Raw genomic sequence first — 24,761 nt, forward strand, 5'->3', positions numbered from 1 at the left:
CGAGGCGAACTTCTTAGAGAGCTTCAAAAGATGGAGTACGTCCGCCCGCAACGAGCGGCTCTCGACGAGCATTATTGCCGCCGAGAGCTTCACGACATGACCAAACGGGGATTTCTAAGGCGCATTCAAGATTAGGCCGCAAGCAGCTCCACGTCGCGCAGCGCCTGCTCGACCGACTTGGCCTTCACCTCCGGGCCGAGATTGATCCCATCGGCGCGTACGAACTCGGGCACGATCCCGATGAAGCCGAAAAACGCCTTCAGATAGCTTTCGAGATGCTCGAAATCGGCATTGCCCTGTTCGGTTCCGTAATAGCCGCCGCGCGACAAAGCGATGATCACCCGCTTGGGTCCGGCCAGCCCCTCGGGCACGCCCTCAGCGGTGTAGCGGAAGGTGCGGCCGTTCACCGCCAGCCGGTCGATCCAGGCCTTGAGCTGGCTCGGCAGCGTAAAATTGTACATCGGCGCGCCGACCACCACCGTGTCGGCGGCGAGGAACTCCTCGAGCACGCTCGCATCGGCGAACTGATCCAGCGTGAGGTGGGCGAGCGGATCGGCGACGAGGTCGCGGTCGATGACCTGCGCGTCTGGACGGGCGGCAAGCTGCTGCTCGACGATGCGGTTCGTGATCTGCCGGCTGACGCTGTTCTCGCCCGTGATCGAGCTGTCGACGCGAAGGATGGTGTTGGACCCTGACATTGTATCTCCAGTCACAAATGATTACCTGGACACCATAGGTAACTGGTCTTCGGATCATCTCAAGAACGCACATGGAGGGTATCAGGTCACATGCATGATACTGGAACGATGGAAGAAAATGGCCTGCGTGCAGCGGGCTGCCGCAATGTGACGCCGGTGCTCAACCGGATCGGTGACAAATGGTCGGTGCTGATCGTCATGATCCTCGCCCGCGCCCCGCACCGCTTCAACGAACTGAAGCGCGAGATCGACGGGATCAGCCAGCGCATGCTGACCCTCACTCTACGCGGCCTTGAGCGCGACGGCCTCGTCAGCCGCACGGTCGAGCCGACCGTTCCCCCGCGCGTCACCTACGCGCTGACCGAGCTCGGGCAGAGCCTGATCGAACCGGTCGAGGCATTAGGTAGCTGGGCCATCGCCCACATCGCCTGCATCCGCGCCGCGCAGGAGCGGTTCGATGCGGCGAATGCGCCCGAGGAGCCGGTGAAGATCGTCGTTCCGAACGAACTCGCCATGACGGCCTGAGGGCGCTAACCGCGGGGGCATGCCGACCGACATCGCTGCCCTCCGCACCCTTGAAGAACGCCTACGCTTTCTTGCCGCCAACATCATTCATCATGCCAATCACGTGCGGGAGAGCGCGGACGGACTGAAGGTCGGCGGGCACCAGGCGTCGAGCGCGTCGATGGCGGCGATCATGGCCGCGCTCTATTTCGACGCCCTCGGCCCCAACGACCGGGTCGCGGTGAAGCCCCATGCCGGGCCGGTCCTCCACGCCATCCACTATCTGCTCGGCGGCCAGGACCGCGCCACGCTGGAGAACTTCCGCGGCTTTGGCGGCGCGCAAAGCTATCCCAGCCGGACCAAGGACCGCATCCCGGTCGATTTCTCCACCGGCTCGGTCGGACTCGGGGTGGCCATCACCCTCTTCGCCAGCCTGGTCCAGGACTGGCTCTCCGCCCGCGGCGCGCTTGCCGACGATCAGCGCGGCCGCTTCGTCGCGCTGATGGGCGATGCCGAACTCGACGAAGGCAACATCTACGAAGCCCTGATCGAGGGCCACAAGCACGACGTCCGCAACCTGTGGTGGATCGTCGATTACAACCGCCAGAGCCTCGATGCCACCAGCGCCGACCGCATGTTCGAGCGGTTCGACGACATCTTCCGTACCTGCGGCTGGCGCGTGGTCGAGCTTCGCCACGGCAAGCGGCTCGCAGCCACGCTGGCCGAGCATTCGCCGCTGAAGGACTGGCTCGAAGCCCTCCCCAACGCGGATCACAGCGCTATGCTCTATCAGGGCGGCGGCGCCTGGCGCGCCCGAATCGACCGGGACCTTGGCGACACCGCCAAGCCGTTCCTCGCCAGCGTCGACGACGACCAACTCGCCGCCTTGATGAGCGACCTCGGCGGCCACTGCCTTGAAAGCCTGACCGAAGCCTTTGCCGCGTGCCAGGACGACCTGCCCACCCTCTTCATCGCCTGGACCGTCAAGGGCTATGGCCTGCCTTTTGCCGGCCACAAGGACAATCACGCGGGGTTGATGAACCCGACCCAGTTCGCCGCCTATCGCGACAGCCTCGGCATCACGGCGGGCGAGGAATGGGAGCCCCTCGCCGGCCTTGGCGGCAATGCCCGCACCGGCGCCCAGACGCTGATCGACGCGACCAAGGTCCGCCGCAAGAAAGAATCCCGCAATTTCACCAGATGGCCGGTCCCCGTCCTCCCCACCCCCACCGGCGATGAACAGAGCACGCAAGCCGCCTTCGGCCGCATCCTCCTTGACCTCGCCAAGTCGGGCGATCCGCTCGCCGACCGAATCCTCACCACCTCGCCCGACGTCACCGTCTCGACCAACCTCGGCGCCTTCGTGAACAACCGCGGCCTGTTCCACCGCCGCGGCATCAAGGACGTGTTCGCCGAAGCCAAGATCCCGTCTGCGCAGAAATGGGCCGCCAGGCAAGCCGGCCAGCACGTCGAGCTCGGGATCGCCGAATCCAACCTGTTCCTGATGCTCGCCGCCGCGGGCCTCTCGGGCGACCTGTTCGGCCACCGCCTCGTGCCCATCGGCACCCTCTACGATCCGTTCATCGCCCGCGGCCTCGATAGCCTCAATTACGGCTGCTATCAGGACGCCCGCTTCCTGCTGGTCGCCACCCCCTCCGGCCTGACCCTCGGGCCCGAAGGCGGCGCGCACCAGTCGATCAACCCGCCTTTGATCGCGCTCGGCCAGCCGGGCCTGCGCCATTACGAGCCTGCCTTCGCCGACGAACTCGCCCTCTTCATGCGCGAAGCCTTCCGCCTGATCGACGATCCGGCGGGCGAGAGCACGTACCTCCGCCTTTCGACCCGCAGCATCGCGCAGGAGCCCCGCGCGTATGACGCCTGGCAGGCCGACGCCCTCGCCGGCGGCTACTGGCTGCGCGAGCCCGGCCCCGGCGCCGAAGCCGCCATCGTCGCGATGGGCGCGGTCATGCCCGAAGCCCTCGCCGCCTTCGACGCACTGAAGGACGACGTCCCCGGCCTCGGCCTGCTCAGCGTCACCAGCCCCAACCTCCTCCACCGCGGCTGGAGCGCGGCCCAGGCCGCCGAATGGCACGGTAAGCGCGCACCCAGCCACGCCGCCACCCTCCTTTGCCGCCTGTCGCCGACCGCACGCCTCGTCACCCTGTGCGACGCCGCCCCGGCCTCGGTTTCCTGGCTCGGCAGCGTGCTGGGCCACCGCGTCGCGCCCTTGGGCGTCGACCGCTTCGGCCAGACCGGCAACCTGCCCGATCTCTACGGAGAATATCGCCTCGACGGAGAGGCGATCGCCGAGGCGATGGCGGGGCTTCTCATCGGCTGAAGCCGGGCCTAAGCGAGGCTCATGCCCGGACGCCTTTATGACGAGTGGAAGGAAGGCGACACGGTCGCCCACGCCCTCCGCCGCACGGTGACGGAGACCGACAATCTCCTGATCTCCACCCTCACCCACAACCCCCAGCCGCTGCACCTCGACGCCGAAGCGGCCGCCGAAACCGAGTTCGGCCGCATCCTCGTCAACAGCTGCTTCACCTTCTCGCTGCTGGTCGGCGCCTCGGTCGCCGACACCACCGAAGGCGTGCTGGTCGCCAACCTCGGCTTTGACGAGGTCCGCTTGCCCTCGCCCGTGTTCATCGGGGACACGCTCCACTTCGAAAGCAGTTGCGTGTCGAAGCGCGACAGTAAGTCTCGCCCGACCGCCGGCCTCGTCACCTGGGAACATCGCGCGATCAACCAGCGCGGCCAGACCGTCTGCACGATGAAGCGCACGGCCCTCATCCAGAAAGCCGGCGCATGAGCCGCCAACCGCGCTCCTGGCTATTCGTCCCCGCCGACAGCGAAAAGAAGATCGCCCGCGCGCTCGAGAGCGAAGCCGACGCGCTGATCTTCGACCTCGAAGACAGCGTCGCCCTCGCCAACAAGGCCGCTGCCCGCGACCTTCTCCGCAACCTCCCCGCGCGTTCGGGCGGGCCGCAATGGTGGGTCCGTATCAACCCCTTGCGTACCGAGGAACACCGTCTCGACCTCGAACTCCTCGGCAAGGCCGACATTCACGGCCTCGTCCTGCCAAAGGCCGAAAGCGGCGCTGACATCACCGAGCTCCAGCACCGCACCGGCTCGATCCCCCTCCACGCCATCGTCACCGAAACGGCGGCCTCGCTGTTCGGCCTGCTCTCCTACCGCGACGTCAAGGACAGCCCCCTCGCCGCGATGAGCTGGGGCGCCGAGGACCTTTCCGCAGCGCTCGGCGCCGCCTCGAACAAGGACGGCAAGGGCCGCTACACCGCCCCCTACACCCTCGCCCGCACCCTGACCCTCGCCGGCGCTGCCGCCGCGGGCGTGCAGCCAGTCGATGGCGTGTTCGCCGACTTCCGAGACGAACCCGGCTTGATCGACGAAGCGCTCGACGCCGCCCGCGACGGATTCACCGGCAAGCTCGCAATTCACCCGGCGCAGGTCGGCCCAATCAACCACGCCTTTTCCCCGACCCCCGACCAGATCGCTCAAGCCCGCGCGATCGTCGCAGCCTTTGCCGCCGAACCCTCGGCTGGCGTGTTGAGCGTTGACGGCCGAATGGTCGACAAACCCCACCTTATTCAGGCCCAGCGCACGCTGGCCCGCGCAGGAGAATAGATATGCCGACCACCGCCAAGGGTTGGGGCACCGACGCCGCCGACCAGCCGCTGCGCCCGATGGAATTTGAACGCCGCGACCTCCGCGCCAACGACGTCGCGATCCAGATCACCCACTCGGGCATTTGCCACTCCGACCTCCACACCTGCCGCAACGACTGGGGCGGAAGCCGCTATCCGGTTGTCCCCGGTCACGAAATCGTCGGCACCGTCACTGCGGTCGGTCCAGACGTCACCAAGCACAAGGTCGGCGACACCGTAGCGGTCGGCTGCATGGTCGACAGCTGCATGGAATGCGACCAGTGCCTAGAAGGCTGGGAAATCTTCTGCCGCCAGGGTGCGATCCAGACCTACAACAGCAAGGACCGTCACGACGGCAGCGTCACCAAGGGCGGCTATTCCGACCACGTCGTCGTTCGCGACCATTTTGTCTGCAAGGTGCCGGACGGCATGGACGTGAAGCGGGTCGCGCCTCTGCTCTGCGCCGGCATCACCACTTATTCGCCGCTGCGCCAGTATGACGTCGGCAAGAACACCAAGGTCGCGGTCGTCGGTCTTGGCGGGCTCGGTCACATGGGCGTGAAGCTCGCCGCGGCGATGGGCGCGCACGTCACCATGATCACCACCACCCCTGAAAAGGGCGAGGACGCCCGCCGCCTCGGCGCGCACGACGTGATCGTCTCCACCGACCCCGAGCAGATGAAGGCCGCGGCCACGCGCTTCGACTTCATCCTCAACACCATCCCCGTCAGCCACGAGATCGACGGCTATCTGCAGCTGCTGGGCCGCTCGGGCCGGATGGTGATCGTCGGCGCGCTGACCCCGATGCCGGGCTTCATCGGCGCCAATCTTGTATTCTGGAACCGCGCGGTCGGCGGCTCGGCGATCGGCGGCATTCCCGAAACGCAGGAGATGCTCGAATTCTGCGCCCGCCACGACATCTACCCCGAGGTCGAACATATCAGGATCGAGCAGGTCAACGAGGCCTACGAACGCCTCCTCAAGAACGACGTTCGCTACCGCTTCGTCATCGACATGGAGCAGAACGCCTGAGATGACCCCGGAGAGCCTCGCCGCGCTGCATGCCGCCCACGCGGCCGATCCCCACGCCTTCTGGCTGGAGCAGGCGCGGCGGCTCGACTGGGAGCGTTTCCCGACCAGAAGCGGCGACTGGTCCTACGACCGCGAGAGCTTCGGCATCCGCTGGTACGAGGACGGCATCCTCAACCTGTCGGTCAACTGCCTTGATCGCCATCTGCCGGCGAAGGCCAACGACACCGCGCTCGTCTTCGAACCCGACGAGCCCGGTGCCGGCCGCTCGGTCACCTATGCCGAATTGCACGATCTCACCTGCCGCTTCGCCAACCTCCTGAAGGAGCGCGGAGTCGCCAAGGGCGACCGGGTGATGATCTACATGCCAATGATCCCCGAAGCGGCCGCGGCGATGCTCGCCTGTGCCCGCATCGGTGCGGTCCATTCGGTGGTGTTCGGCGGCTTCTCCCCCGAGAGCCTCGCCGGCCGGATCGACGATTGCGGCGCGGGCGTCGTCATCACCGCCAACGAAGGCGTGCGCGGCGGCAAGCGTATTCCCCTGAAGGCCAATGTCGACGCTGCCTGCGACCTGTCAGGCGCAATCGAAACGGTGATCGTCGTGACCCGCACCGGAGGTGAGGTCGCCATGCGCGAAGGCCGCGATCTGCGCTGGGAAGATCATCGTGGGCGTCTCTCCGCCGACTGCTCCGCCGAGCCGATGGCAGCCGAAGATCCGCTGTTCATCCTCTACACCTCAGGCTCGACCGGAAAGCCCAAGGGCGTGGTCCACACTACCGGTGGGTATGCGGTGTGGGTCGCGACCACCTTCGACTGGGTGTTCGATCCCGAGCCCGGCGACCTGTTCTGGTGCACCGCCGACATTGGCTGGATCACCGGGCACAGCTACACGCTTTACGGGCCGCTGATGACCGGCACCCCCACCGTCATGTTCGACGGCGTCCCGACCCACCCCGACGCCTCGCGCCTGTGGGAGACCATCGACCGCCTCGGCGTCACCATCCTCTACACCGCCCCCACCGCCATCCGCGCGCTGATGCGCGAGGGCGACGAGCCCGTGACGAAGCATCGTCGCGACAGCCTCCGCCTGCTCGGCACCGTCGGCGAGCCGATCAATCCCGAGGCTTGGCGCTGGTATCACGACGTGGTCGGCGACGGTCGCCTCCCCATCGTCGACACCTGGTGGCAGACCGAGACCGGCGGCGTGCTGATGACCCCGCTTCCGGGCGCCACCTCGATGAAGCCCGGCAGCGCCACCCGGCCCCTGCCCGGGATCGAGCCGCTGCTGGTCGATGCCGAAGGGCGCGAGATCCACGGCGACGACGTCAGCGGCAACCTCTGCCTGCGGGGCTCGTGGCCCGGCCAGATGCGCACCGTGTGGGGCGATCCGCAGCGCTTCATCGACACCTATTTCTCGACCTACCCCGGCCTCTATTTCACCGGTGACGGCTGCCGCCGGGATGAGGATGGCGACTATTGGATCACCGGCCGGGTTGACGACGTCATCAATGTCTCGGGGCACCGCATTGGCACCGCCGAGGTCGAAAGCGCGCTGGTCGCCCACCCGCTGGTCGCCGAGGCCGCGGTGGTCGGCGCGCCACACGACCTCAAGGGCCAAGGCATCCACGCCTTCGTCACGCTGAACGCCGGGGAGGAAGGCAGCGACGCCCTCCGCACCGAACTCAATGGCGAAGTCCGGAGGCATATCGGCGCGCTTGCCACGCCCGAACGCATCCAGTTTGCCCCGGGTTTGCCCAAGACCCGCTCGGGCAAGATCATGCGCCGAATCCTGCGCAAGATCGCCGAAGGCCAGCTCGACCAGCTCGGCGATACCAGCACGCTTGCCGATCCAGGGGTCGTCGATGCGCTCGTCCGCGATCGCTAAAGCTTTCGCCGTCGTTCTCGCGGCCGCGCTGGCCGGCTGCACACGCACCGATTTGCCCGCCGGGCAGGCCCCCCTCGATCCCGTCGTCTTCTTCGCTGGCGACAGCCGCGGTACGGGCACGCTCGATCCGATCATCGGTAAGGATGTTCCGATCCGCGTCGAAAGCCGTGGGACGCGGCAGGGCGACACCCTCAATCTTGTCCAGCGCATCAGCGAAGGAACAAAGCCGCCGCGCACCCGCTTATGGAAGATCCGGACTCTGCCAAACGGCGGCTACCTCGGCACGCTGACCGACGCGCAGGGCATAGTTGCAATGGATCTACGCGGCCCTCGCGCCTACATCCGCTACACCACGCCAAGTGGCATGAAGATCCGCCAGCAGCTCGCGCTCCAGGCGGATGGCCGCACCATCCACAACCGTTTGGAAGCATTCAAATATGGCATCCGCCTCGCCGTGCTGAACGAGACCATCCGCAAATAGCACTCGCCTAGCTTTGGCCGCACTTTTCCTTTAAAGGCGCCAGCCTTCCCATGGCTACTGTTCTTCCCACCCCGCCGCGTGTCGGCATGGTCAGTCTCGGCTGTCCCAAGAACCTCGTCGACAGCGAGCGGATCCTCGGTCAGCTGCGCTCGGACGGCTATCAGATGAGCGCCGACTACGAAGGCGCCGACGTCGTGCTCGTCAACACCTGCGGCTTTCTCGACTCCGCCAAGGAAGAAAGCCTCGAGGCGATCGGCGAAGCGCTGGCCGAAAATGGCCGCGTCATCGTCACCGGCTGCATGGGCCGCGAGGCCCAAGTCATCCGCGAGCGCTTCCCGAACGTTCTCGCGATCACTGGCGCCCACGCCTACGAGGACGTGGTGGCCGCCGTCCACGACGCTGCGCCTGCGCCGCGCTCGCCTTATCTCGATCTGGTGCCGCAGGCGTCGCCCCAGCTGACCCTGACGCCGCGTCACTACAGCTATCTGAAGATCTCCGAAGGCTGCAATCACCGCTGCGCCTTCTGCATCATCCCCCAGATCCGCGGCGATCTCGTCAGCCGCCGTCCTGACGCCATTCTGCGCGAAGCTGAGAAGCTCCTCGCACAAGGCACGCGCGAGCTGCTGGTCATCAGCCAGGACACCAGCGCCTACGGCCTCGACCTCAAGCACGCCGCATGGCCGTGGAGGGGCGGTGATGTCCGCGCCCACATGACCGATCTAGCGCGCGCACTGGGTGAGCTTCGCGCGCCCGACGGCACCAAGCCGTGGGTCCGCCTCCACTACGTCTACCCCTATCCGCACGTTGACCGGGTCATGCCGCTGATGGCCGAGGGGCTGATCCTTCCGTACCTAGACATTCCCTTCCAGCACGCCAGCCCCAAAGTGCTGAAGGCGATGCGCCGACCGGCGAACGAGGCCCGGGTGCTCGAGCGACTGGTCCAGTGGCGCCGCGAAGTTCCCGACATCGCCATCCGCTCGTCCTTCGTGGTTGGTTTCCCCGGCGAGACCGAGGAAGATTTCGAATATCTCCTCCAGTGGCTGGCCGAAGCCCGCCTCGACCGCGTCGGCGCCTTCCGCTTCGAGCCGGTCGAGGGCGCGCCCGCCAACGACCTTCCTGGCCACGTGCCCGAAGAGGTCAAGGAAGAGCGTTACGCCCGCGTGATGGAGCTGACCGCCCGTATCTCGGCCGAGAAGCTCGCGGCCAAGGTCGGCGCCGCCGTCGACGTCATCATCGACGCGGTCGATGCCGAGACGGGCGGCGCGACCGGGCGCAGCAAGGCCGACGCGCCTGAGATCGACGGTGAAGTCCACCTTCGCGACGCTGGTCATCTCGCGGCCGGCGACTTCGCCACGGTCCTGGTCGAAGAAGCCGACGAGCACGACCTGTTCGGTGTTCCGGTCGAGGAGCAGGCGCATGAGGCGGCTCGAGGATAAGCTCTGCATCGTGACCGGCGCCGCCCGCGGCATCGGTCAGGCGATCGCCGCGCGGTTCCGCGACGACTGCGCCCGCGTGGTGATGACCGACGTCGACGAGGCCGCCGGCATCCCCGCCGCCGAAGCGCTCGGCGCCGAATTCCTGCTGCTCGATGTGCGCGAGGAAGAGCATTGGGCCGAGCTTGAGCGGCTCACCCCGCTTGCGACGTCCTCGTCAACAACGCCGGGGTGACCGGTTTCGAAGGCCCGCCTACCGCCCACGATCCCGAGAACGCCAGCCTCGCCGAATGGCATTCCGTACACCGCACCAACCTCGACGGCACCTTCCTCGGCTGCCGCTACGCGATCCGCGCGATGAAGGCGAAGGGGGACGGCTCGATCATCAACATCTCCTCGCGCTCAGGGCTCGTCGGCATTCCCGGCGCCGCCGCCTACGCCTCGTCCAAGGCCGCGATCCGCAATCACAGCAAGTCCGTGGCTCTCTACTGCGCACAGCAAGGCTGGCGCATCCGCTGCAACAGCGTCCACCCCGCCGCCGTCCTCACGCCGATGTGGGAAGCGCTGATCGGCGACGGCCCCGACCGCGAGGCGAAGATGGCGGCGATGGTCGCCGACACCCCGCTCCGCCGCTTCGGCACGCCGCAGGAAGTCGCCGCCATGGTCGCCTATCTCGCCGCCGACGAAAGCGCCTACGTCACCGGCTCGGAATTTCACATCGACGGCGGCCTCCTTGCCGGCTCCGCCGCCAGCCCGGGGGACTGAGGACCGGGTTTCGGCCCTCCCTGATTTGCGGCTAAGGACGTGGCGATGACCGATTTTGCCGCCCTGCTCCGCCCCGACCGCGGTGAGCCCGCCCGCTCGCTCCACCTGATCGACACGGCCCTCCTGCCCGAATGGCTCAAGGCCCACGCCGGCCCGCGCCGAGCGCTGGTCGAGGCGGCTCGCTTCGAGGCCAAGGCCGGACAGCTACTGCTTATTCCCGGCTCATCGCCGAACGAGTGGGAGGCGCTTGTCGGCGTTGCCAAGCTCTCCGCGCTTACCCCCTGGTGCCTCGCCGCCGCGGCCGAGCGATTGCCTGAGGGCACCTATCGCCTCGCTGGTGAGATGTTGCCCGGTCCCGCCGCGCTCGGCTGGCTCCTCGCGCAGCATCGCCTGACGACCTACAAGAGCAAGCCCGAGACGCCGATCGGACCGCGCGTCCTCCTCACCGCCGAACCCGCGCGCCTCGGCGAAATCGTGCGTCTCGCCGAAGCTACCGCCCTCGTCCGCGACCTCGTCGACACCCCTGCCGGTGACCTCGGCCCCGCCGAACTCGAGCGCGCCGTGCGCGACTGGGCCAGCGCAGCAGGTGCCGACGTCGACGTAACCAAGGGTGATGCGCTGGAGCAGGGCTATCCCATGATCCACGCGGTGGGGGCAGCCGCCCTGCCGTCGCGCGCTCCCCGCCTGATCGAAGCGCGCTGGGGGGATGCCGCGCACCCGAAGCTGGCGATCATCGGCAAGGGCGTGGTGTTCGACACCGGCGGCCTCGACCTCAAACCCGCCGCCGGCATGCGGCTGATGAAAAAGGACATGGGCGGCGCGGCCCATGCGCTGGCGCTCGCCCGGCTGATCGTTGCCGAGCGCTGGCCAGTCCGACTGCACCTCCTGATCCCGGCGGTCGAGAATGCCGTCTCCGGCGGCGCCTTCCGACCGGGCGACATCCTCACCAGCCGCCACGGCCTGAAGGTCGAGATCGACAATACCGATGCCGAAGGCCGGCTCATCCTTGCCGACGCGGTGACCCGCGCCGGCGAAGAGGGCGCCGCGACCATCATCGACTTCGCCACCCTTACCGGGGCCGCCCGTGTTGCGCTCGGCCCGGACCTGCCCGCTACTTTCAGCAACGATGATGGCCTCGCTGCCGACCTCCTTGCCTCTGGGACCGAGGTCGGCGACCCCCTGTGGCGGCTGCCGCTGTGGGATGGCTATGACGACATGCTGAAAAGCGACCTCGCCGACCTCTCCAACAGCGCCGACTCGCCCTTCGCCGGCACCATCACCGCCGCCCTCTTCCTGCGCCGCTTCGTGCCCGAAGGCTCTGCCTGGGCGCACCTCGACACCTTCGCCTGGCGCCCCACGCCAAAGCCGGGCCGACCCAAGGGCGGCGAGGCGCTTGGGCTCCGCGCCGTGCACGCCGCGCTGTCGCGCCGGTTCCGTCGCTCTTAGCGACTGTTTTTCAATCCAAGTTCGCTCGGGCGCAACATTTCGGTTCCTCGCCGGTTAACAGGGCACGCTAGGCAGGCGAGGAGTTTGCGGACCAATGAGCGATGCATCGCTAAGCGGGTGGATGCGGGCCCTTGTTGGTTACGTCCGGTCGGGCGAACCCGACCTGACCAATCGGCAAATGGCTCTGCTGATGATCGTTTACCTCACCCCCGGCCCACACACGGTCCGCGGCCTTGCCCGGGTCCTTGGTGTTTCCAAGCCCGTTGTCACCCGCGCCTTGAATACCTTGGGTGCGCTCGGCTATCTGCGCCGCGAACGAGACCAGGACGACCGCCGAAACGTGTTTGTCGTCCGGACCAGCAGCGGGGCGGATTTCCTTGAAGGGTTCAAGCGCAACATCAGGGGTAGCGAGCGTGGCGGCGACCGCGGCGACGCAGATCGGCGACCGGCTCTCGGGCAGCTCGCTCACGCCCATCGCTGAGGCGCCGGTCGGCGGTTTTTCCCTGGCCGGACCGTCCGCTCATCCGGACCCCACCACTCACGCGTACCGCCAGGATCTGGCCGACATTGCGCTCGCCGGCACCGTTATCGCGTCGCACTATGTCGAACCGCTCGAATGTCATCTGAGGCGCGCCGCCACGCTTCACGCCGCTCCTTCTGACGACAGCGAGCAGTTGGGTGAGCTTGAGGCCGGCGCTTCCGTCCGCATCCTCGACAAGCGCGGCGGCTGGGCCTGGGGCTATGCCGGCGGCCTTGTCGGCTATGTTCCGGCCGCTGCCCTGACCGCATGAAGCGGCTTCTCGTCGCGCTTCCCATTCTGGGGCTGATCGCCGCGGCGGCAGCCTTTCTGTTGCTGTGGCAGGGTGGCGGGACGTCCAAGGCCGAAACCGTCACGGTCACTGAAGGAGCAACGCTCACCAGCCTTTGCCCAGAGCTGGAGCACCGCAGCCTCATCCCCGGCAATTGCACCACCTACCGGCTCGCCGCCCGCCTCTTTGGCTCGCCCGACGGCATCCAGGCCGGCGAGTTCAAGATCCCGGCCAGCACCGGCGGCGCGCAGTTGCTCGATATTTTGCAGCACGGTCAGCCCGTTCAGCGCCTCGTCACCGTTCCCGAGGGCATGCCGAGCATCCTCGTCGCCGAGAAGCTCGCCGCCGTGGCCTTCCTGAGCGGACCGGTGCCCGAGATCGCAGAAGGATCGGTCCTTCCCGACAGCTACAGCTTTGCCCGCGGCGAGCCTCGAGCGGCCGTGGCGGCGCGGATGAAGGCGGCGATGAATCGTACGCTGGCCGAGCTGTGGCCGAAGCGGAAGGTCGGCACCTGCCCGGTGTCGACGCCGCAGGAAGCGGTCACGCTTGCCTCCATCGTCGAAAAGGAAACCGGCAAGCCTGCCGAGCGCCGCGCGGTCGCCGGTGTGTATTGCAATCGGCTCAAGATCGGCATGAAGCTCGATGCCGACCCAACGGTCATCTACCCGGTGACCAAGGGCAAGCCGCTCGGCCGCCGGATCCTGCGATCCGAGCTGAACGCCGACACCGGCTACAACACTTATCGCCGTGCCGGATTGCCGCTCGGCCCGATTGCCAACCCTGGTCGGGCCAGCATCGCCGCAGTGCTCGATCCCGAGCCACACCAGTACATCTACTTCGTCGCCGACGGCACCGGCGGGCACGTGTTTGCGCGGACGCTGGCGGAGCATAATGCCAACGTCCAGAAATGGTTCGCCCTCCGCCGGGCTCGCGGCGAGATGTAGCTACAGAAGCGGCTTAGACCGCCTTCAACACCAGGCTGGCATTGGTCCCGCCGAAGCCGAAGCTATTGTTCAGCACCGCCTTCACCTCACGCTTCTTGGCGTGATGGGGGACGAGATCGACGCCCTCGGTCCCGTCGTCCGGCGTGTCGAGGTTGAGCGTCGGGGGCACGATCTGATCGCGAATCGCGAGAATGCAGAAGATGCTTTCGACCGCGCCCGCGCCGCCCAGCAAGTGCCCGATTGCAGACTTCGTGCTGCTCATCGATGCGCCGCCGAGATCATCGCCGAATACCCGCTTGGCCGCGGCCAGCTCGATCGTGTCGGCCATGGTCGAGGTGCCGTGGGCGTTGATGTAGTCGATGTCGCTTGGGCTCATTCCGGCCTTGCGCAGGGCCATCCGCATCGAGTTCTCGGCGCCCGCACCATCCGGATGTGGCGCAGTGACGTGGTACGCGTCGCCCGAAAGCCCGTAGCCCACCACCTCGGCATAGATCTTCGCGCCGCGCGCCTTGGCGTGCTCATATTCCTCGAGCACCACCACCCCCGCGCCCTCGCCCATGACGAAGCCGTCGCGGTCCTTGTCATAAGGGCGGCTGGCCTGCTCGGGCCGGTCGTTATAGCTCATGTTGAGCGCGCGCGCCTGGGCGAAGCCGGCAACGCCGATCGGGCAGATCGTCGCCTCGGCGCCGCCCGCGACCATGATGTCGGCATCGTCGTCACGGATCATCCGCGCCGCGTCGCCGATCGAATGCGCGCCGGTCGAGCAGGCGGTCACCACCGCATGGTTCGGTCCCATCAACCCGTAACGGATCGAGACCTGCCCGGAGATGAGGTTGATGAGCCGCCCATGGACGAAGTGCGGCGACACTCGGCCCGGCCCCTTTTCGGCCAGCACAAGGCTTTCGCTCTCAATTCCCGGAAGACCACCGATGCCGCTGCCGATGGAGCAGCCCGCGCGCAGCTTCATCTCGTCCGGCATGTCGGTGAGGCCGGCGTCCTCGAGCGCTTGCCCGGCCGCGTCGAGGCCGAACACGATGAAGGGATCGACCTGCCGCTGGATCTTGTGATCGACTCGCTTGCCCGGATCGAAGCCAAATTCGTGATCAGCGGGCTTCACCTCACAGGCGATCTGGCACTTGTAGCCGGACGCGTTGAAGCGCGTGATCGGGCCTGCCCCGCTCTTGGACGCGAGGATGTTGCGCCAAGTCGTCTCGACGTCCGCACCCAGCGGCGTCACCAGACCCAGACCCGTGACCACGACACGACGCATAAACTTTCCCCTTCCGAAGACTTTTGATCAGGCCCGGATACGGAAACAGGCCCGGCAGCAGCGCCGAGCCTGTTCGTATCGCCTCGGCGAACCCGTTTGGACGGGCTCAGCCCTGATGCTGGTCGATGTAGTCGATCGCATCCTTGACGGTGGTGATCTTCTCCGCCGCGTCGTCGGGGATCTCCACGCCGAATTCTTCCTCGAACGCCATGACCAGCTCGACGATGTCGAGGCTGTCGGCACCGAGATCGTCGATGAAGCTCGCTTCTTCCGTCACCTTTTCGGCTTCGACGCCCAGGTGCTCCACAACGATCTTCTTCACCCGTTCTGCGGTCTCGCTCATCTCAACACTTTCCTTCCGTGAAACCTTTGGCCAGTGCGTTAGCGAGGCGCTTGCGCGTTGCCAAGAGGATGTATCCCATGACGCCCGAGCGTCCCCTCACGCGAGGCGAAATCGAGATGGCTCGATCGGTGTTCGGCGAGGCCATCAACTATGCGGGCGTGAAGCTGGTGCGGCGCAAATGGTGGCCGTTCCAGCCGCGCGGAATCGTCATGGCGCCGTGCGGCCACATCCATTTCCACCCTGGCGATCCCAATTGGCGCGAGGACTTCAGCCAGGCTGACTGGGCACTGCAAGGCCTCTTTATCCACGAGATGACGCATGTCTGGCAGACGGGCCGCGCGGGCCGCTTCTACCTGCCGCTGATGCGCCACCCCTTCTGCCGCTACGCCTACCAGTATCGCGAAGGCCGCCCGTTTCTGCGCTACGGCCTTGAGCAGCAGGCCGAACTCGTCCGCCACGCCTTTCTCCAGCGCCGCGGAATCAAGCCGGTGAAAGCCGCCGACCTTGCTCAGATCGAGCCCCTGCTACCCTTCAGTAACCTGTAGCAACAAAGCCGCAACTGTGGGTTGAACGCCCACATGGGCGCACGACCGCTCGACTTGACGTCATCGTAAGTTCGCTTGCACTCCGTAACGAAAAAGAGGGGGAGACCGCCATGCGCCTGTCAGCCGGGCCACCGGACCTTGCTCGCGAGCACCGCAGCCTTTGTGCTTGCCGGGCCGGCCGCCGCGCAGACCGCGGGTGAAGCCCAGGCGCAGGGAGCAACCGCCACGGTCAGCGATCCCGCACCGGATGGGAACGAGACCAGCCTTGGCGACATCATCGTCACCGCGACAAAGCCCGCGTCGAGGTTCAGGACGTGCCCTTCTCGATAATGCGCAGACGCAGGAGGACATCCAGCGGGCCAATGCCGGGACGATCGAGGACATCAGCCGCAACGTCGCCGGCCTGCAGGTCCAGAACCTCGGACCGGGGCAGAGCCAGGTCAGCGTGCGCGGCGTGCCCGCGGGCCAGATCGTTCGCGATCAGCCCGGCGTGAAAGAGCAGGTCGGCGTCTACCTCGACGAAAGCATCGTCTCGCTGTCGCTGTTCACGCCCGACTTCGACCTGTTCGACCTGAACCGCGTCGAGACCTTGCGCGGCCCGCAAGGCACCCTGTTCGGGTCGGACAGCGTCGGCGGCACCATCCGCTATATCACCAATCAGCCGCGCACCGACCGCACCGGACCCTTCTCGTGGGTGCTTGGCGGGTTCTACTCCATGGTCGATCGCGAGTACACGCAGCGGCTGCCTACCCCTGGCTATGATGCCGCCACCGACGCGACGCTTGGCGCCGGGACGTCGGCCCCCGTCCGCAACGGCTTCCCGGCTAATTCGCCTACAACGCCGACATTCCCTGCGACATCAAGCAGAAGGCCGTGTTCGGCGAAGCGAACTACGACTTTGGCATGGTCAAGCTGACCGGGGGCGGCCGCTTCTACGACTTCTCCGAAAGCCGCAATTTCATCTCGGTCGGCCTGTTCGCCAATGGCGACCGCCGGATCGGCGACAAGACCAGCTCCAACGGCTTCAGCCCGCGTTCGATCGTCTCGTTCGAGCCCAGCCGCAATTCCACCCTCAACCTCCAGGCGGCCAAGGGCTTCCGCCTCGGCGGGGTCAACGATCCGCTGAACCTGCCGCTCTGCTCACCAGCCGACCGGGCGCTGTTCGGCGGCTTCCAAAATTACGACGACGAGTCGCTGTGGAACTACGAAGGCAGCGTGAAATACAGCCAAGGCCCGGTCACCTTCAACGCCGCGGCCTTCTACACCGACATCAAGAACCTGCAGGTCACGCTCGACGCAGGCAGCTGCTCGAGCCGTGTGGTGTTCAACGTCGACAAGGCTCACACCCGCGGCCTCGAAGCCGAATTCAACGTGCGGCCCTTCGCCGGCTTCGACCTCAGCTTCGCCGGCAGCGTGGTGAATGCCGAATTCGACACCACCCTCCCCGGTGCCCTCGCCGCTGCCACGGGCATTCGTAACGGCAACCGCCTGCCAAGCGTTCCGAAATATCAGTTCGCTACCTCGGCGACTTATGGCAGCCGCTTCAGCGACCGCGCCGAATGGTATGTCTCGGCAAGCTGGCAACGGGTCGGCAATCGCTACACGCAGCCCGCCGACCAGGAGAACAATCCTCGGACGTTTGTCTCGGGTCTCGCCTTCAACGGAGCGCCGGCGACTGCCTCGACCACGGTCAATCTCCTGCTCCCAGCCTACGATCTGGTAAACCTGTCGGCGGGAATCGACTTCGACAGCGGCCTCGGCATCCAGCTCTATGCCAACAATCTGTTCGACGAGAATGCGCTCTTGTCGTTCGACCGTGAACGCGGTGGCCGTGCCCGGCTCGGCTACAACATCGGCCGTCCGCGTGAAATCGGGCTGACGATGCGCTTCAAGTTCGCTTCGAGCCGGGCGGAAGCGCCGCCGCTGCCGCCGCCGCCTCCGCCCCCGCCTGCACCGCCCCCGACGCAGACCTGCGGCGACGGCTCGGTGATCCTGGCGACCGACACCTGCCCGGCACCGCCTCCGCCGCCGGTGGCGCCGGTACGCGGCTAAGGAACTGCATAAACAAAAAGGGGCCCGGCACTGGGTGGTGCCGAGCCCTCTTTCTTAGCTCAGTAAAAAGCTCAGCCTGCCTTGGCGACGCCGACTAGCGCCGGCCGCAGCAGGCGATCCTTCAGCACGTAACCCGCCTGCATTTCCTCGACGATCGTGCCGGGCGCGGCATCGCTCGGGATCTCGATCATCGCCTGGTGGCGGTTGGGATCGAGCGGCAGGCCCTTGGCTTCGACCCGGGTCACGCCGTTACGGCCGAACACCGCGTCCAGTTCTCGCGCCGTTGCCTCAATGCCCTCGATAAAGTTCTTGAGCTCACCTTCGCGGGCGCCTTCAGGAATGTGGCTTAGCGCGCGGTCGAGATTGTCCTTCACGCTCAACATGTCGCGGGCGAACCCAGTGTTGGCATAGGTCACCGCCTGCACCCGCTCCTGCTCGGCACGGCGGCGAACGTTCTGCACTTCAGCCGCCGCATAAAGCGCCTTGGCCTGCGCATCTTCGAGCTTAGCCTGAAGTTCGGCAAACTGGTCATGTTCCTGCAGCTCGGGGCTGTTTTCCGCCGTTTCCGCGCGGATTTCCTCGGCCTCGTCGTGACGATCGGTCATTCTTATCCCATCAATCTGGTGAGTGCTTGCGCCGTATAATCAACCATGGGCACGATGCGGGCATAGTTCAACCGCGTCGGCCCGATCACTCCTACCACGCCCACTACCTTGCCTTCGGCGCCGCGATAGGGTGCTGCGATGACGCTCGAGCCCGACAGGGCGAACATCCGATTCTCGGAGCCGATGAAGATGCGGCACCCTTCGCCCTCACGCGCTCCCTCCAGAAGGCGCACGATCTCCTGACGGTCTTCCAGCTCGTCCAGCAGTTTGCGCACTCGTTCGAGATCGAGCGCCGCCGCTTCGTCGAGCAGGTTGGCCTGACCGCGAACGATCAGAACCGGGCGCTGAGGTCCATCCTCACGCCATTCGGCAAGCCCGGTCGCGACCAGCTCCGCCGCCGCCGCATCCAGCGCCTCGCGCCGCTCCCGGATCTCCTGCCGCAACCGTCCTTCCGCCTCCGCCAGTGTCAGCCCGGCGAGCCGCGCGGTGACGAAATTGGCGATCTCGGCCAAAGCCGCGGCGGTCAGCCCCGGCGGTAGCGCAACCATCCGGTTTTCGACACTGCCATCCTCACCGACCACCACGGCAAGCGCCTGCCCGGGGCCGAGTGGCACAAACGCAAGCTGGCGCAGCCGCCGCTCGATCTTGGGCGCGACAACCACCCCGGCGCAGGCCGACAGGCCTGACAAGGCTGCAGTGGCATTGGCCAGGGCCTCTTCCAGGGGCCGATCGCGCACCTGCCGCTCGATCGCTGCGCGCTCCTCCACGCTTGGCAGGTGCGACTGCATGATGCCGTCGACGAAGAGTCGCAGGCCGGTTTCCGTAGGCAGCCGCCCCGCCGAGGTATGCGGATGGGTCAGCAGCCCGCGCTCCTCCAGCTCGGCAAGCACCGATCGGATCGAAGCCGGTGACAGGTTTACGGCGCCCGTCAGCGCTTTGGACCCAATTGGCTGCCCCCGCTCCAGATACGCCTCGACCACCAGGCCGAAGATGTCGCGCATCCGGGTTGTCAGTTCGGGTAGCGGCGGGGTCATGGGGGTCATGTAGTCACGCCTGGGCCTCCGCTCAATTCTAGCTCGCGCCTCGACTTCGGGGCCCAAGCGAGTAGAGGCGTGCCGAACCATTATCAGGAGATACGACCGATGCGCCCATCCGGCCGCGCCCCCGACCAGATGCGGACCCTGAGCTTCGAGCCCGGCTTCACCAAGCACGCCGAAGGCTCCTGCCTCGTCAGCTTCGGCGACACCCGCGTGCTGGTCACCGCCAGCCTCGAGGAAAAGGTCCCGCCGTTCCTTCGCGGCAAGGGGCAGGGCTGGGTCACCGCCGAATATGGCATGCTCCCCCGCGCCACCCACACCCGCGGCGCGCGCGAGGCCGCCAAGGGCAAGCAGTCGGGCCGGACCCAGGAGATTCAGCGCCTAATCGGCCGCTCGCTCCGCGCCGTCACCGACCTATCGCTGCTGGGCGAACGCCAGATCGTCCTCGACTGCGATGTCATCCAGGCCGACGGCGGCACCCGCACCGCCGCCATCTCGGGCGCCTGGGTCGCGATGCGCCTTGCGGTGGACGGCATCATGGGCAAGCTCTCCGCCGATCCCATTCGCACTCAGGTCGCCGCCGTAAGCTGCGGTTTCCACCAGGACACCGCCGTCCTCGACCTCGATTATCTCGAGGATTCGACCGCGGGCAGCGACGGCAACTTCGTCCTCACCGCTGATGGCGCGATCGTCGAAGCCCAACTCACCGCCGAGGGCGCGACATTCGATGAGGAAGGACTGCTTCGCTTGCTCCGCCTCGCCCGGATCGGCTGCGGCGACATCTTCGCGGCACAGCTTAAGGCATGCGGCCGGTGAACGCGGTCGGGCCAAAGCTGGTCATCGCCACCCACAACGAAGGCAAGCTGCGCGAAATCCGTGCGCTGGTTGCGCCGTTTGGAATCGAGTGCGTCGGCGCGGCCGAGCTCGACTTGCCCGAGCCCGAGGAAACCGGCACCAGCTTCATCGCCAACGCCGAGCTCAAGGCTCGCGCCGCCGCCGACCTCGCCGGCCTCCCCGCTTTGTCCGATGACAGTGGCCTCAGCGTCGATGCGCTGAACGGCGAGCCGGGCATTCACTCCGCCCGCTGGGCCGAAGACGAAAGCGGCCACCGCGACTTCGGCCGCGCGATGCAGAAGGTCGAAGAAGCGCTGGAGGCCGCTGGGCCGGAAGCCGGCCGCGATGCGCATTTCACCTGTGCCTTGTCGCTCGCCTGGCCCGACGGCCGTGCCGAAAGCTTCGAAGGCAAAGTGTTCGGTCACCTCGTCTGGCCGCCGCGCGGGTCCAACGGCTTCGGCTATGATCCGGTCTTCGTGCCCCACGGCCATGAGCAGACCTTCGGCGAGATGGAGCCTGCGGCCAAGCACGCCATGAGCCATCGCGCCAAGGCGTTCGAGCAACTGGTGCGATGGCTGGCGACCTAGCCCTCTACATCCACTGGCCGTTCTGCGTCAGCAAATGCCCCTATTGCGACTTCAACAGCCACGTCCGCGAATCGATCGACCAGCAGGCGTGGCGCGAGGCGCTGCTTGCCGACCTCGCCTACGAAGCGGCGCTGCTGCCGGATCGCCGGCTGACTAGTATCTTCTTCGGCGGCGGAACGCCCTCGCTAATGGACCCTGCGACCGCCGAAGCCCTGATCAGCGCCGCGCGACGCCACTGGCCGGCGGCCGACGACATCGAGATCACGCTCGAAGCCAACCCCTCTTCGGTCGAGGCCGCGCGCTTCGCCGATCTTGCAAGCGCGGGCATCAACCGCGTCAGCCTCGGCCTCCAATCGCTCGATGACGCCGCCCTGCGCTTCCTCGGCCGCGCCCACTCGGCAAGCGAAGGTCTCGCCGCGCTTGACGTCGCACAGGCAAATTTCGACCGCGTCACATTTGACCTCATCTACGCCCTGCCCGGCCAATCCGCTGTCGACTGGCAAACGATGCTGACCCGCGCGTTGGCGCTCGGCACCGGGCACCTCTCGCTTTACCAATTGACCATCGAGCCCGGCACGCGCTTCGCCGCGATGCATGCGGCAGGCAAGCTTGAGCCTACAGATGCAGATACCGCTGCCGATCTCTACGAGATGACCGGTGCGATCACCGCCGAGGCCGGGCTGCCGTTGTATGAAATCAGCAATCACGCGCGGTCCGGACAGGAGAGCCGCCACAACCTCACTTACTGGCGCTATGGCGACTACGCCGGCATTGGCCCAGGCGCGCATGGCCGCCGCCTCGGCGCCCGCACCGTGCGGCACAAGAAGCCCGAGAACTTTCTTTCGGGCCTATCACGCAACGGTCACGGCATCGTCGAGGAAGCGCCGCTGTCTCCAATCGAGTCGGCCGACGAAGCGCTGGTCATGGGCCTTCGTCTGGCCGAAGGCATCGTGCCGCACGACATTGCCAATCGCTTCGGCCTCGACCGTCTTCTCGACGAACGCGCGGTCGCTCGTCTTGTCGCAAGCGGTCATCTCACCAAATCGGGCGAGCGCCTCCGAACGACGCCCGCCGGCCGCCTGTTACTCGACCATATCCTCGGGCAGATTGCCGATCCTCAGCCGCCGTCGGCGGTGATGCGCTCCGCATAAGTGGTGACATAGTCGGAGATCTGCTGGTCGGCGTCGCTTTCCGCAGTCTTGCGCCCGCGGCCGTTCTTCACGTCGAAGGCTACCAGTGCCGAGCGGAAGGCGGTCATCTCCGCCGAGCAGCCAGCTCGCGCGATGCCGTCGAAATCAGCCGACGTCTTCTTGTCCTTTTGCGCCTGCTCGGCTGTTGTGCGCAGGCAGGTCGTAAACGCCTTGCGCTGCGTCGACCCGTCCGCCTGCATCGTCGCCGCGGCCGCCACCATCATCAGTGTTGTAAGCATCACCAAGGCCCCTCCCCAAGTGGTTGCGGAGCGGAGAATGCAGCGGATTTCGAGCTTTGGCTAGCCTGTTCAGAAGCTGGTCGGCGCAGGCGACACGAGGGTCGATCCACCCGCCGTCACCGCTCGCACCTCGAACGCTCGCTGCGCGACATTGTCAGTGCGGAAGCGGAAGATGCCGTCCACCCCGGCAAAGCCTTCGCGATCGTCGATTGCGCCGAGCGGAAAGCGCCTCCCGGGCGCCCAACCGCGGGCCGCCCGCGCCGTGAGCAGCACCGCGTCGTAGCCGAGGCTGGCGATCCGCGGCGGGGTCTGCCCCGGATAGCGCGCCTTATAGCGTTGCAGGAACTGACCCCATTGTCCCTGTGTGGGCGATGCGAACCAAGCACCGCGCAGCCGCGGGCTGGTCCCTGCCCCTCCGCTCGCCCAAAGCTCCATGCCCAGGACCCGGACGCCCGCCGGGATCGCGGGTGCCGCAAGCACCGCAGCGCGGGGCGCGTCGGCAATCAGCAGTGCGTCATATTGCCGCGAAGAAAGACGCTGTACCGCCGCCCTTGCCTGACCCGGTGCGGCGTAGGTCTCGACGCCCACCAGCTGCCCGCCGGCCTCCTGCACCGCGGCGGCAAGCGCCTGCGCGGAACGCTGGCCGTAAGCACCGGCGGGCGCCACCGCGGCGAACCGCCGGCTTCCCCGTTGCGCCGCTTCGACGACGACCCGCTCAACCGCTTGCGTCGGCGTGAAGCCAAGAATGTAAGTACCGCGGGAGGTCGCATCCCGGTCGTTGCTGAATGCAATCACGGGTACCCGCGCGCGCTGGGCAAGCGGGGTGACGGCGCGGACGTCCTCACTCAGCAGCGGTCCCAGGATAAGGCCGTGATTGGTCGCAATCGCATTCTGCGCGGCGACCGGCGCACCACGTTGCGCGGTGTCGAACAGGGTGAGCTCGAACGCCTTGGTCCCCGTGTCGAGCATCGCCAGTCGGGCCGCGTTGCCAAGCGCCCGACCAACCGCTGCGTCGGGCCCACTCAGCGGCACTAGCACTGCAACCCGGTTCACCCGCGATCCGACTGGACCGGGCCGGTCAAGCGGCCGGGTGGAGCAACCGGCAAGCAGGGCCGCCGCGCCAGCGATCAGGATAAAGGAGCGGCGGCCTTGTGCCGGACTGTCAGAGAATGCCATGACGCTGTTGTTTCCCATGAACCAGCCCCCTTCCCCAGGCCTCTACATCGTTGCGACCCCGATCGGCAATCTGGGCGACCTCACGGTGCGCGCGGCCGACCTCCTGCGTGCCGCCGATCTCGTGCTGGCTGAAGACAAACGGGTGAGTTTGCGCCTCCTCGCCCACATTGGCGCAAAGGTGCCCATGCGCACCTACAACGACCACAGCGACACCGCCGATCGGGAGGCGATTGTGGGGCGCCTGGCGTCCGAGGTGGTGGCGCTGGTCAGCGATGCCGGCACCCCGCTGATCAGCGATCCTGGCTACAAGCTGGTCCGCGACGCGCGCATTGCCGGGCACAATATCGTCACCCTTCCCGGCCCGTGCGCTGCGGTGGCTGCGATGACAGTCGCGGGCCTGCCGACCGATCGCTTCCTGTTCCTCGGCTTCTTGCCCCCGAAGGAGAAAGCCCGCTCCGACACCATCGCCGAAGTCGCAGCAATCCGGGCCACCCTTGTTTTCTACGAAAGCGGTCCTCGCCTTGCCACTTCCCTCGCCTCGCTTGCGGCCAGACTTGGTGAACGTGAAGCCGCGGTCGCGCGCGAGTTGACCAAGATGCACGAGGAATGCGTCACCGGCACCCTTGCCGAGCTCGCAGGGCGATATGCCGAGGCGCCACCGCGCGGTGAGATCGTGATCGTCGTCGGGCCCCCGGCCGAGGCGACTGCGGCTAGCGAGGGCGACCTTGATGCTGCGCTTCAAGCGGCGCTTGCTGCGGGGGCGAGTCCGAGCCGAGCCGCTGCTGCGGTAGCCCAAGAGCTCGGCGTGCGCCGCAAGCGCGCGTACGAACGTGCGCTGGAGCTCGGCCGCTGAGCGAAGCCCGCGTCGAGGCCGAACGCCGCGGTCGCCGCGCCGAGTCGCAGGCCGCCGTCTATCTGCGCCGCGAAGGATGGGAAGTTCTCGCCGAGCGGGTACGAACACCGGTCGGCGAGGTGGATCTGGTCGCCCGCCGCGGCAAGCTGCTTGCCTTTGTCGAGGTCAAGGCCCGCGCCAGCATCGCGGCGGCGCACCGCTCGCTCGACCTCCGCCGCCTGCAACGGGTGGCGGCCGCCGCCGACTTCCTCGTGCCGCGCTTTCTCGGCGAGGCCGAAGACGTGCGCATCGACGTCATCCACATCGTGCCCGGCTATCCGCCGCATCATCTCGAGAATGTTTGGCAAGGATGACAGGAGATTGCCGCA

At 66.9% G+C, this 24,761-nt stretch carries 27 protein-coding genes and 1 pseudogene; 21 read left to right on the plus strand and 7 right to left on the minus strand.

What is annotated here, in order from left to right; all coding sequences use genetic code 11:
* Window positions 1-131 precede the first annotated feature (131 nt).
* Entirely contained in the window at window positions 132-698 is a 567-nt protein-coding gene (locus ACP69Z_RS12595) for an FMN-dependent NADH-azoreductase (protein WP_426267814.1), read from the minus strand.
* A gap of 90 nt (window positions 699-788) precedes the next feature.
* On the opposite strand from ACP69Z_RS12595, the gene ACP69Z_RS12600 reads away from it, so the two are divergent.
* The 13 genes and pseudogenes from ACP69Z_RS12600 (at window position 789) to mltG (ending at window position 13,662) form a co-directional block, all read left to right on the plus strand.
* On the plus strand, window positions 789-1,223 hold the full coding sequence (locus ACP69Z_RS12600; protein WP_426267815.1) for a winged helix-turn-helix transcriptional regulator: 435 nt from the start codon (window positions 789-791) through the stop codon (window positions 1,221-1,223).
* Between the two features lie 19 nt (window positions 1,224-1,242).
* Window positions 1,243-3,540, plus strand: a complete 2,298-nt coding sequence (locus ACP69Z_RS12605; RefSeq protein WP_426267816.1) for a transketolase — start codon at window positions 1,243-1,245, stop codon at window positions 3,538-3,540.
* 21 nt (window positions 3,541-3,561) lie between these two features.
* Complete coding sequence (locus ACP69Z_RS12610) at window positions 3,562-4,014, plus strand: MaoC family dehydratase (protein WP_426267817.1); 453 nt, start codon at window positions 3,562-3,564, stop codon at window positions 4,012-4,014.
* Complete coding sequence (locus ACP69Z_RS12615; protein ID WP_426267818.1) at window positions 4,011-4,850, plus strand: HpcH/HpaI aldolase/citrate lyase family protein; 840 nt, start codon at window positions 4,011-4,013, stop codon at window positions 4,848-4,850. The genes ACP69Z_RS12610 and ACP69Z_RS12615 overlap by 4 nt, the downstream gene beginning before the upstream one ends.
* 2 nt (window positions 4,851-4,852) lie before the next feature.
* Complete coding sequence (locus ACP69Z_RS12620; RefSeq protein WP_426267819.1) at window positions 4,853-5,902, plus strand: NAD(P)-dependent alcohol dehydrogenase; 1,050 nt, start codon at window positions 4,853-4,855, stop codon at window positions 5,900-5,902.
* Window position 5,903: 1 nt separating this feature from the next.
* Window positions 5,904-7,784, plus strand: coding sequence for an acetate--CoA ligase (acs, locus tag ACP69Z_RS12625; protein WP_426267820.1), 1,881 nt, complete (start codon window positions 5,904-5,906; stop codon window positions 7,782-7,784).
* Window positions 7,762-8,265: a DUF3833 family protein gene (locus tag ACP69Z_RS12630; protein WP_426267821.1), complete on the plus strand. Its 504-nt coding sequence runs from the start codon at window positions 7,762-7,764 to the stop codon at window positions 8,263-8,265. Before acs ends, ACP69Z_RS12630 begins: the two co-directional genes overlap by 23 nt.
* A gap of 50 nt (window positions 8,266-8,315) precedes the next feature.
* Complete coding sequence (rimO, locus tag ACP69Z_RS12635; protein ID WP_426267822.1) at window positions 8,316-9,701, plus strand: 30S ribosomal protein S12 methylthiotransferase RimO; 1,386 nt, start codon at window positions 8,316-8,318, stop codon at window positions 9,699-9,701.
* Window positions 9,682-10,463, plus strand: a pseudogene (locus ACP69Z_RS12640) (SDR family oxidoreductase). The gene rimO and the pseudogene ACP69Z_RS12640 overlap by 20 nt, the downstream one beginning before the upstream one ends.
* A gap of 45 nt (window positions 10,464-10,508) precedes the next feature.
* Window positions 10,509-11,909 (plus strand): leucyl aminopeptidase family protein, encoded by a 1,401-nt coding sequence (locus tag ACP69Z_RS12645; RefSeq protein ID WP_426267823.1) that lies wholly within the window; start codon window positions 10,509-10,511, stop codon window positions 11,907-11,909.
* A 121-nt stretch (window positions 11,910-12,030) separates the two neighbouring features.
* Window positions 12,031-12,390 (plus strand): MarR family transcriptional regulator, encoded by a 360-nt coding sequence (locus ACP69Z_RS12650; protein WP_426268108.1) that lies wholly within the window; start codon window positions 12,031-12,033, stop codon window positions 12,388-12,390.
* The gene (locus ACP69Z_RS12655) at window positions 12,323-12,700 is read left to right on the plus strand and encodes an SH3 domain-containing protein (protein WP_426267824.1); all 378 of its coding nucleotides are present in this window, start codon (window positions 12,323-12,325) and stop codon (window positions 12,698-12,700) included. Before ACP69Z_RS12650 ends, ACP69Z_RS12655 begins: the two co-directional genes overlap by 68 nt.
* The gene (gene mltG / locus ACP69Z_RS12660) at window positions 12,697-13,662 is read left to right on the plus strand and encodes an endolytic transglycosylase MltG (RefSeq protein WP_426267825.1); all 966 of its coding nucleotides are present in this window, start codon (window positions 12,697-12,699) and stop codon (window positions 13,660-13,662) included. Before ACP69Z_RS12655 ends, mltG begins: the two co-directional genes overlap by 4 nt.
* A gap of 13 nt (window positions 13,663-13,675) precedes the next feature.
* Here mltG and fabF read toward each other — a convergent pair whose 3' ends face one another.
* Complete coding sequence (gene fabF, locus ACP69Z_RS12665; protein WP_426267826.1) at window positions 13,676-14,932, minus strand: beta-ketoacyl-ACP synthase II; 1,257 nt, start codon at window positions 14,930-14,932, stop codon at window positions 13,676-13,678.
* Between the two features lie 106 nt (window positions 14,933-15,038).
* A complete protein-coding gene (locus tag ACP69Z_RS12670; RefSeq protein WP_029940227.1) occupies window positions 15,039-15,275 on the minus strand; it encodes an acyl carrier protein in 237 nt (78 codons plus the stop codon).
* Between the two features lie 77 nt (window positions 15,276-15,352).
* On the opposite strand from ACP69Z_RS12670, the gene ACP69Z_RS12675 reads away from it, so the two are divergent.
* From ACP69Z_RS12675 to ACP69Z_RS12685, 3 genes are all read left to right on the plus strand, one after another.
* Entirely contained in the window at window positions 15,353-15,820 is a 468-nt protein-coding gene (locus ACP69Z_RS12675; protein ID WP_426267827.1) for a vgr related protein, read from the plus strand.
* Window positions 15,821-16,085: 265 nt separating this feature from the next.
* A complete protein-coding gene (locus ACP69Z_RS12680) occupies window positions 16,086-16,736 on the plus strand; it encodes a TonB-dependent receptor plug domain-containing protein (protein ID WP_426267828.1) in 651 nt (216 codons plus the stop codon).
* Window positions 16,694-17,872, plus strand: coding sequence for a TonB-dependent receptor domain-containing protein (locus ACP69Z_RS12685; protein WP_426267829.1), 1,179 nt, complete (start codon window positions 16,694-16,696; stop codon window positions 17,870-17,872). Before ACP69Z_RS12680 ends, ACP69Z_RS12685 begins: the two co-directional genes overlap by 43 nt.
* 71 nt (window positions 17,873-17,943) lie before the next feature.
* Here ACP69Z_RS12685 and ACP69Z_RS12690 read toward each other — a convergent pair whose 3' ends face one another.
* Together ACP69Z_RS12690 and hrcA are read right to left on the minus strand one after the other, a co-directional pair.
* Window positions 17,944-18,477, minus strand: coding sequence for a nucleotide exchange factor GrpE (locus ACP69Z_RS12690; RefSeq protein ID WP_426267830.1), 534 nt, complete (start codon window positions 18,475-18,477; stop codon window positions 17,944-17,946).
* 2 nt (window positions 18,478-18,479) lie between these two features.
* A complete protein-coding gene (gene hrcA / locus ACP69Z_RS12695) occupies window positions 18,480-19,511 on the minus strand; it encodes a heat-inducible transcriptional repressor HrcA (RefSeq protein WP_426268109.1) in 1,032 nt (343 codons plus the stop codon).
* Window positions 19,512-19,619: 108 nt separating this feature from the next.
* On the opposite strand from hrcA, the gene rph reads away from it, so the two are divergent.
* The 3 genes from rph to hemW are packed head-to-tail and all read left to right on the plus strand — an operon-like array spanning window position 19,620 to window position 22,086.
* On the plus strand, window positions 19,620-20,330 hold the full coding sequence (rph, locus tag ACP69Z_RS12700) for a ribonuclease PH (RefSeq protein WP_426267831.1): 711 nt from the start codon (window positions 19,620-19,622) through the stop codon (window positions 20,328-20,330).
* The gene (gene rdgB / locus ACP69Z_RS12705; protein WP_426267832.1) at window positions 20,327-20,935 is read left to right on the plus strand and encodes an RdgB/HAM1 family non-canonical purine NTP pyrophosphatase; all 609 of its coding nucleotides are present in this window, start codon (window positions 20,327-20,329) and stop codon (window positions 20,933-20,935) included. Before rph ends, rdgB begins: the two co-directional genes overlap by 4 nt.
* The gene (gene hemW, locus ACP69Z_RS12710) at window positions 20,920-22,086 is read left to right on the plus strand and encodes a radical SAM family heme chaperone HemW (protein ID WP_426267833.1); all 1,167 of its coding nucleotides are present in this window, start codon (window positions 20,920-20,922) and stop codon (window positions 22,084-22,086) included. The genes rdgB and hemW overlap by 16 nt, the downstream gene beginning before the upstream one ends.
* On the opposite strand, the gene ACP69Z_RS12715 is transcribed toward hemW, so the two are convergent.
* Together ACP69Z_RS12715 and ACP69Z_RS12720 are read right to left on the minus strand one after the other, a co-directional pair.
* A complete protein-coding gene (locus ACP69Z_RS12715; RefSeq protein ID WP_426267834.1) occupies window positions 22,053-22,367 on the minus strand; it encodes a hypothetical protein in 315 nt (104 codons plus the stop codon). The two genes, hemW and ACP69Z_RS12715, sit on opposite strands and share 34 nt — an antisense overlap.
* A 66-nt stretch (window positions 22,368-22,433) precedes the next feature.
* Window positions 22,434-23,540, minus strand: a complete 1,107-nt coding sequence (locus ACP69Z_RS12720) for a penicillin-binding protein activator (protein WP_426267835.1) — start codon at window positions 23,538-23,540, stop codon at window positions 22,434-22,436.
* Here ACP69Z_RS12720 and rsmI point away from each other — a divergent pair.
* Together rsmI and ACP69Z_RS12730 are read left to right on the plus strand one after the other, a co-directional pair.
* Window positions 23,539-24,393: a 16S rRNA (cytidine(1402)-2'-O)-methyltransferase gene (rsmI, locus tag ACP69Z_RS12725; protein WP_426267836.1), complete on the plus strand. Its 855-nt coding sequence runs from the start codon at window positions 23,539-23,541 to the stop codon at window positions 24,391-24,393. The two genes, ACP69Z_RS12720 and rsmI, sit on opposite strands and share 2 nt — an antisense overlap.
* Window positions 24,390-24,746 carry a YraN family protein gene (locus ACP69Z_RS12730; protein ID WP_426268110.1) on the plus strand — a complete coding sequence of 119 codons (357 nt, stop codon included), beginning with the start codon at window positions 24,390-24,392 and terminating at the stop codon, window positions 24,744-24,746. The genes rsmI and ACP69Z_RS12730 overlap by 4 nt, the downstream gene beginning before the upstream one ends.
* The last annotated feature ends 15 nt before the right edge of the window (window positions 24,747-24,761 follow it).

Source organism: Sphingomonas sp. LHG3443-2, from assembly GCF_049896405.1.
GTDB lineage: Bacteria > Pseudomonadota > Alphaproteobacteria > Sphingomonadales > Sphingomonadaceae > Sphingomicrobium.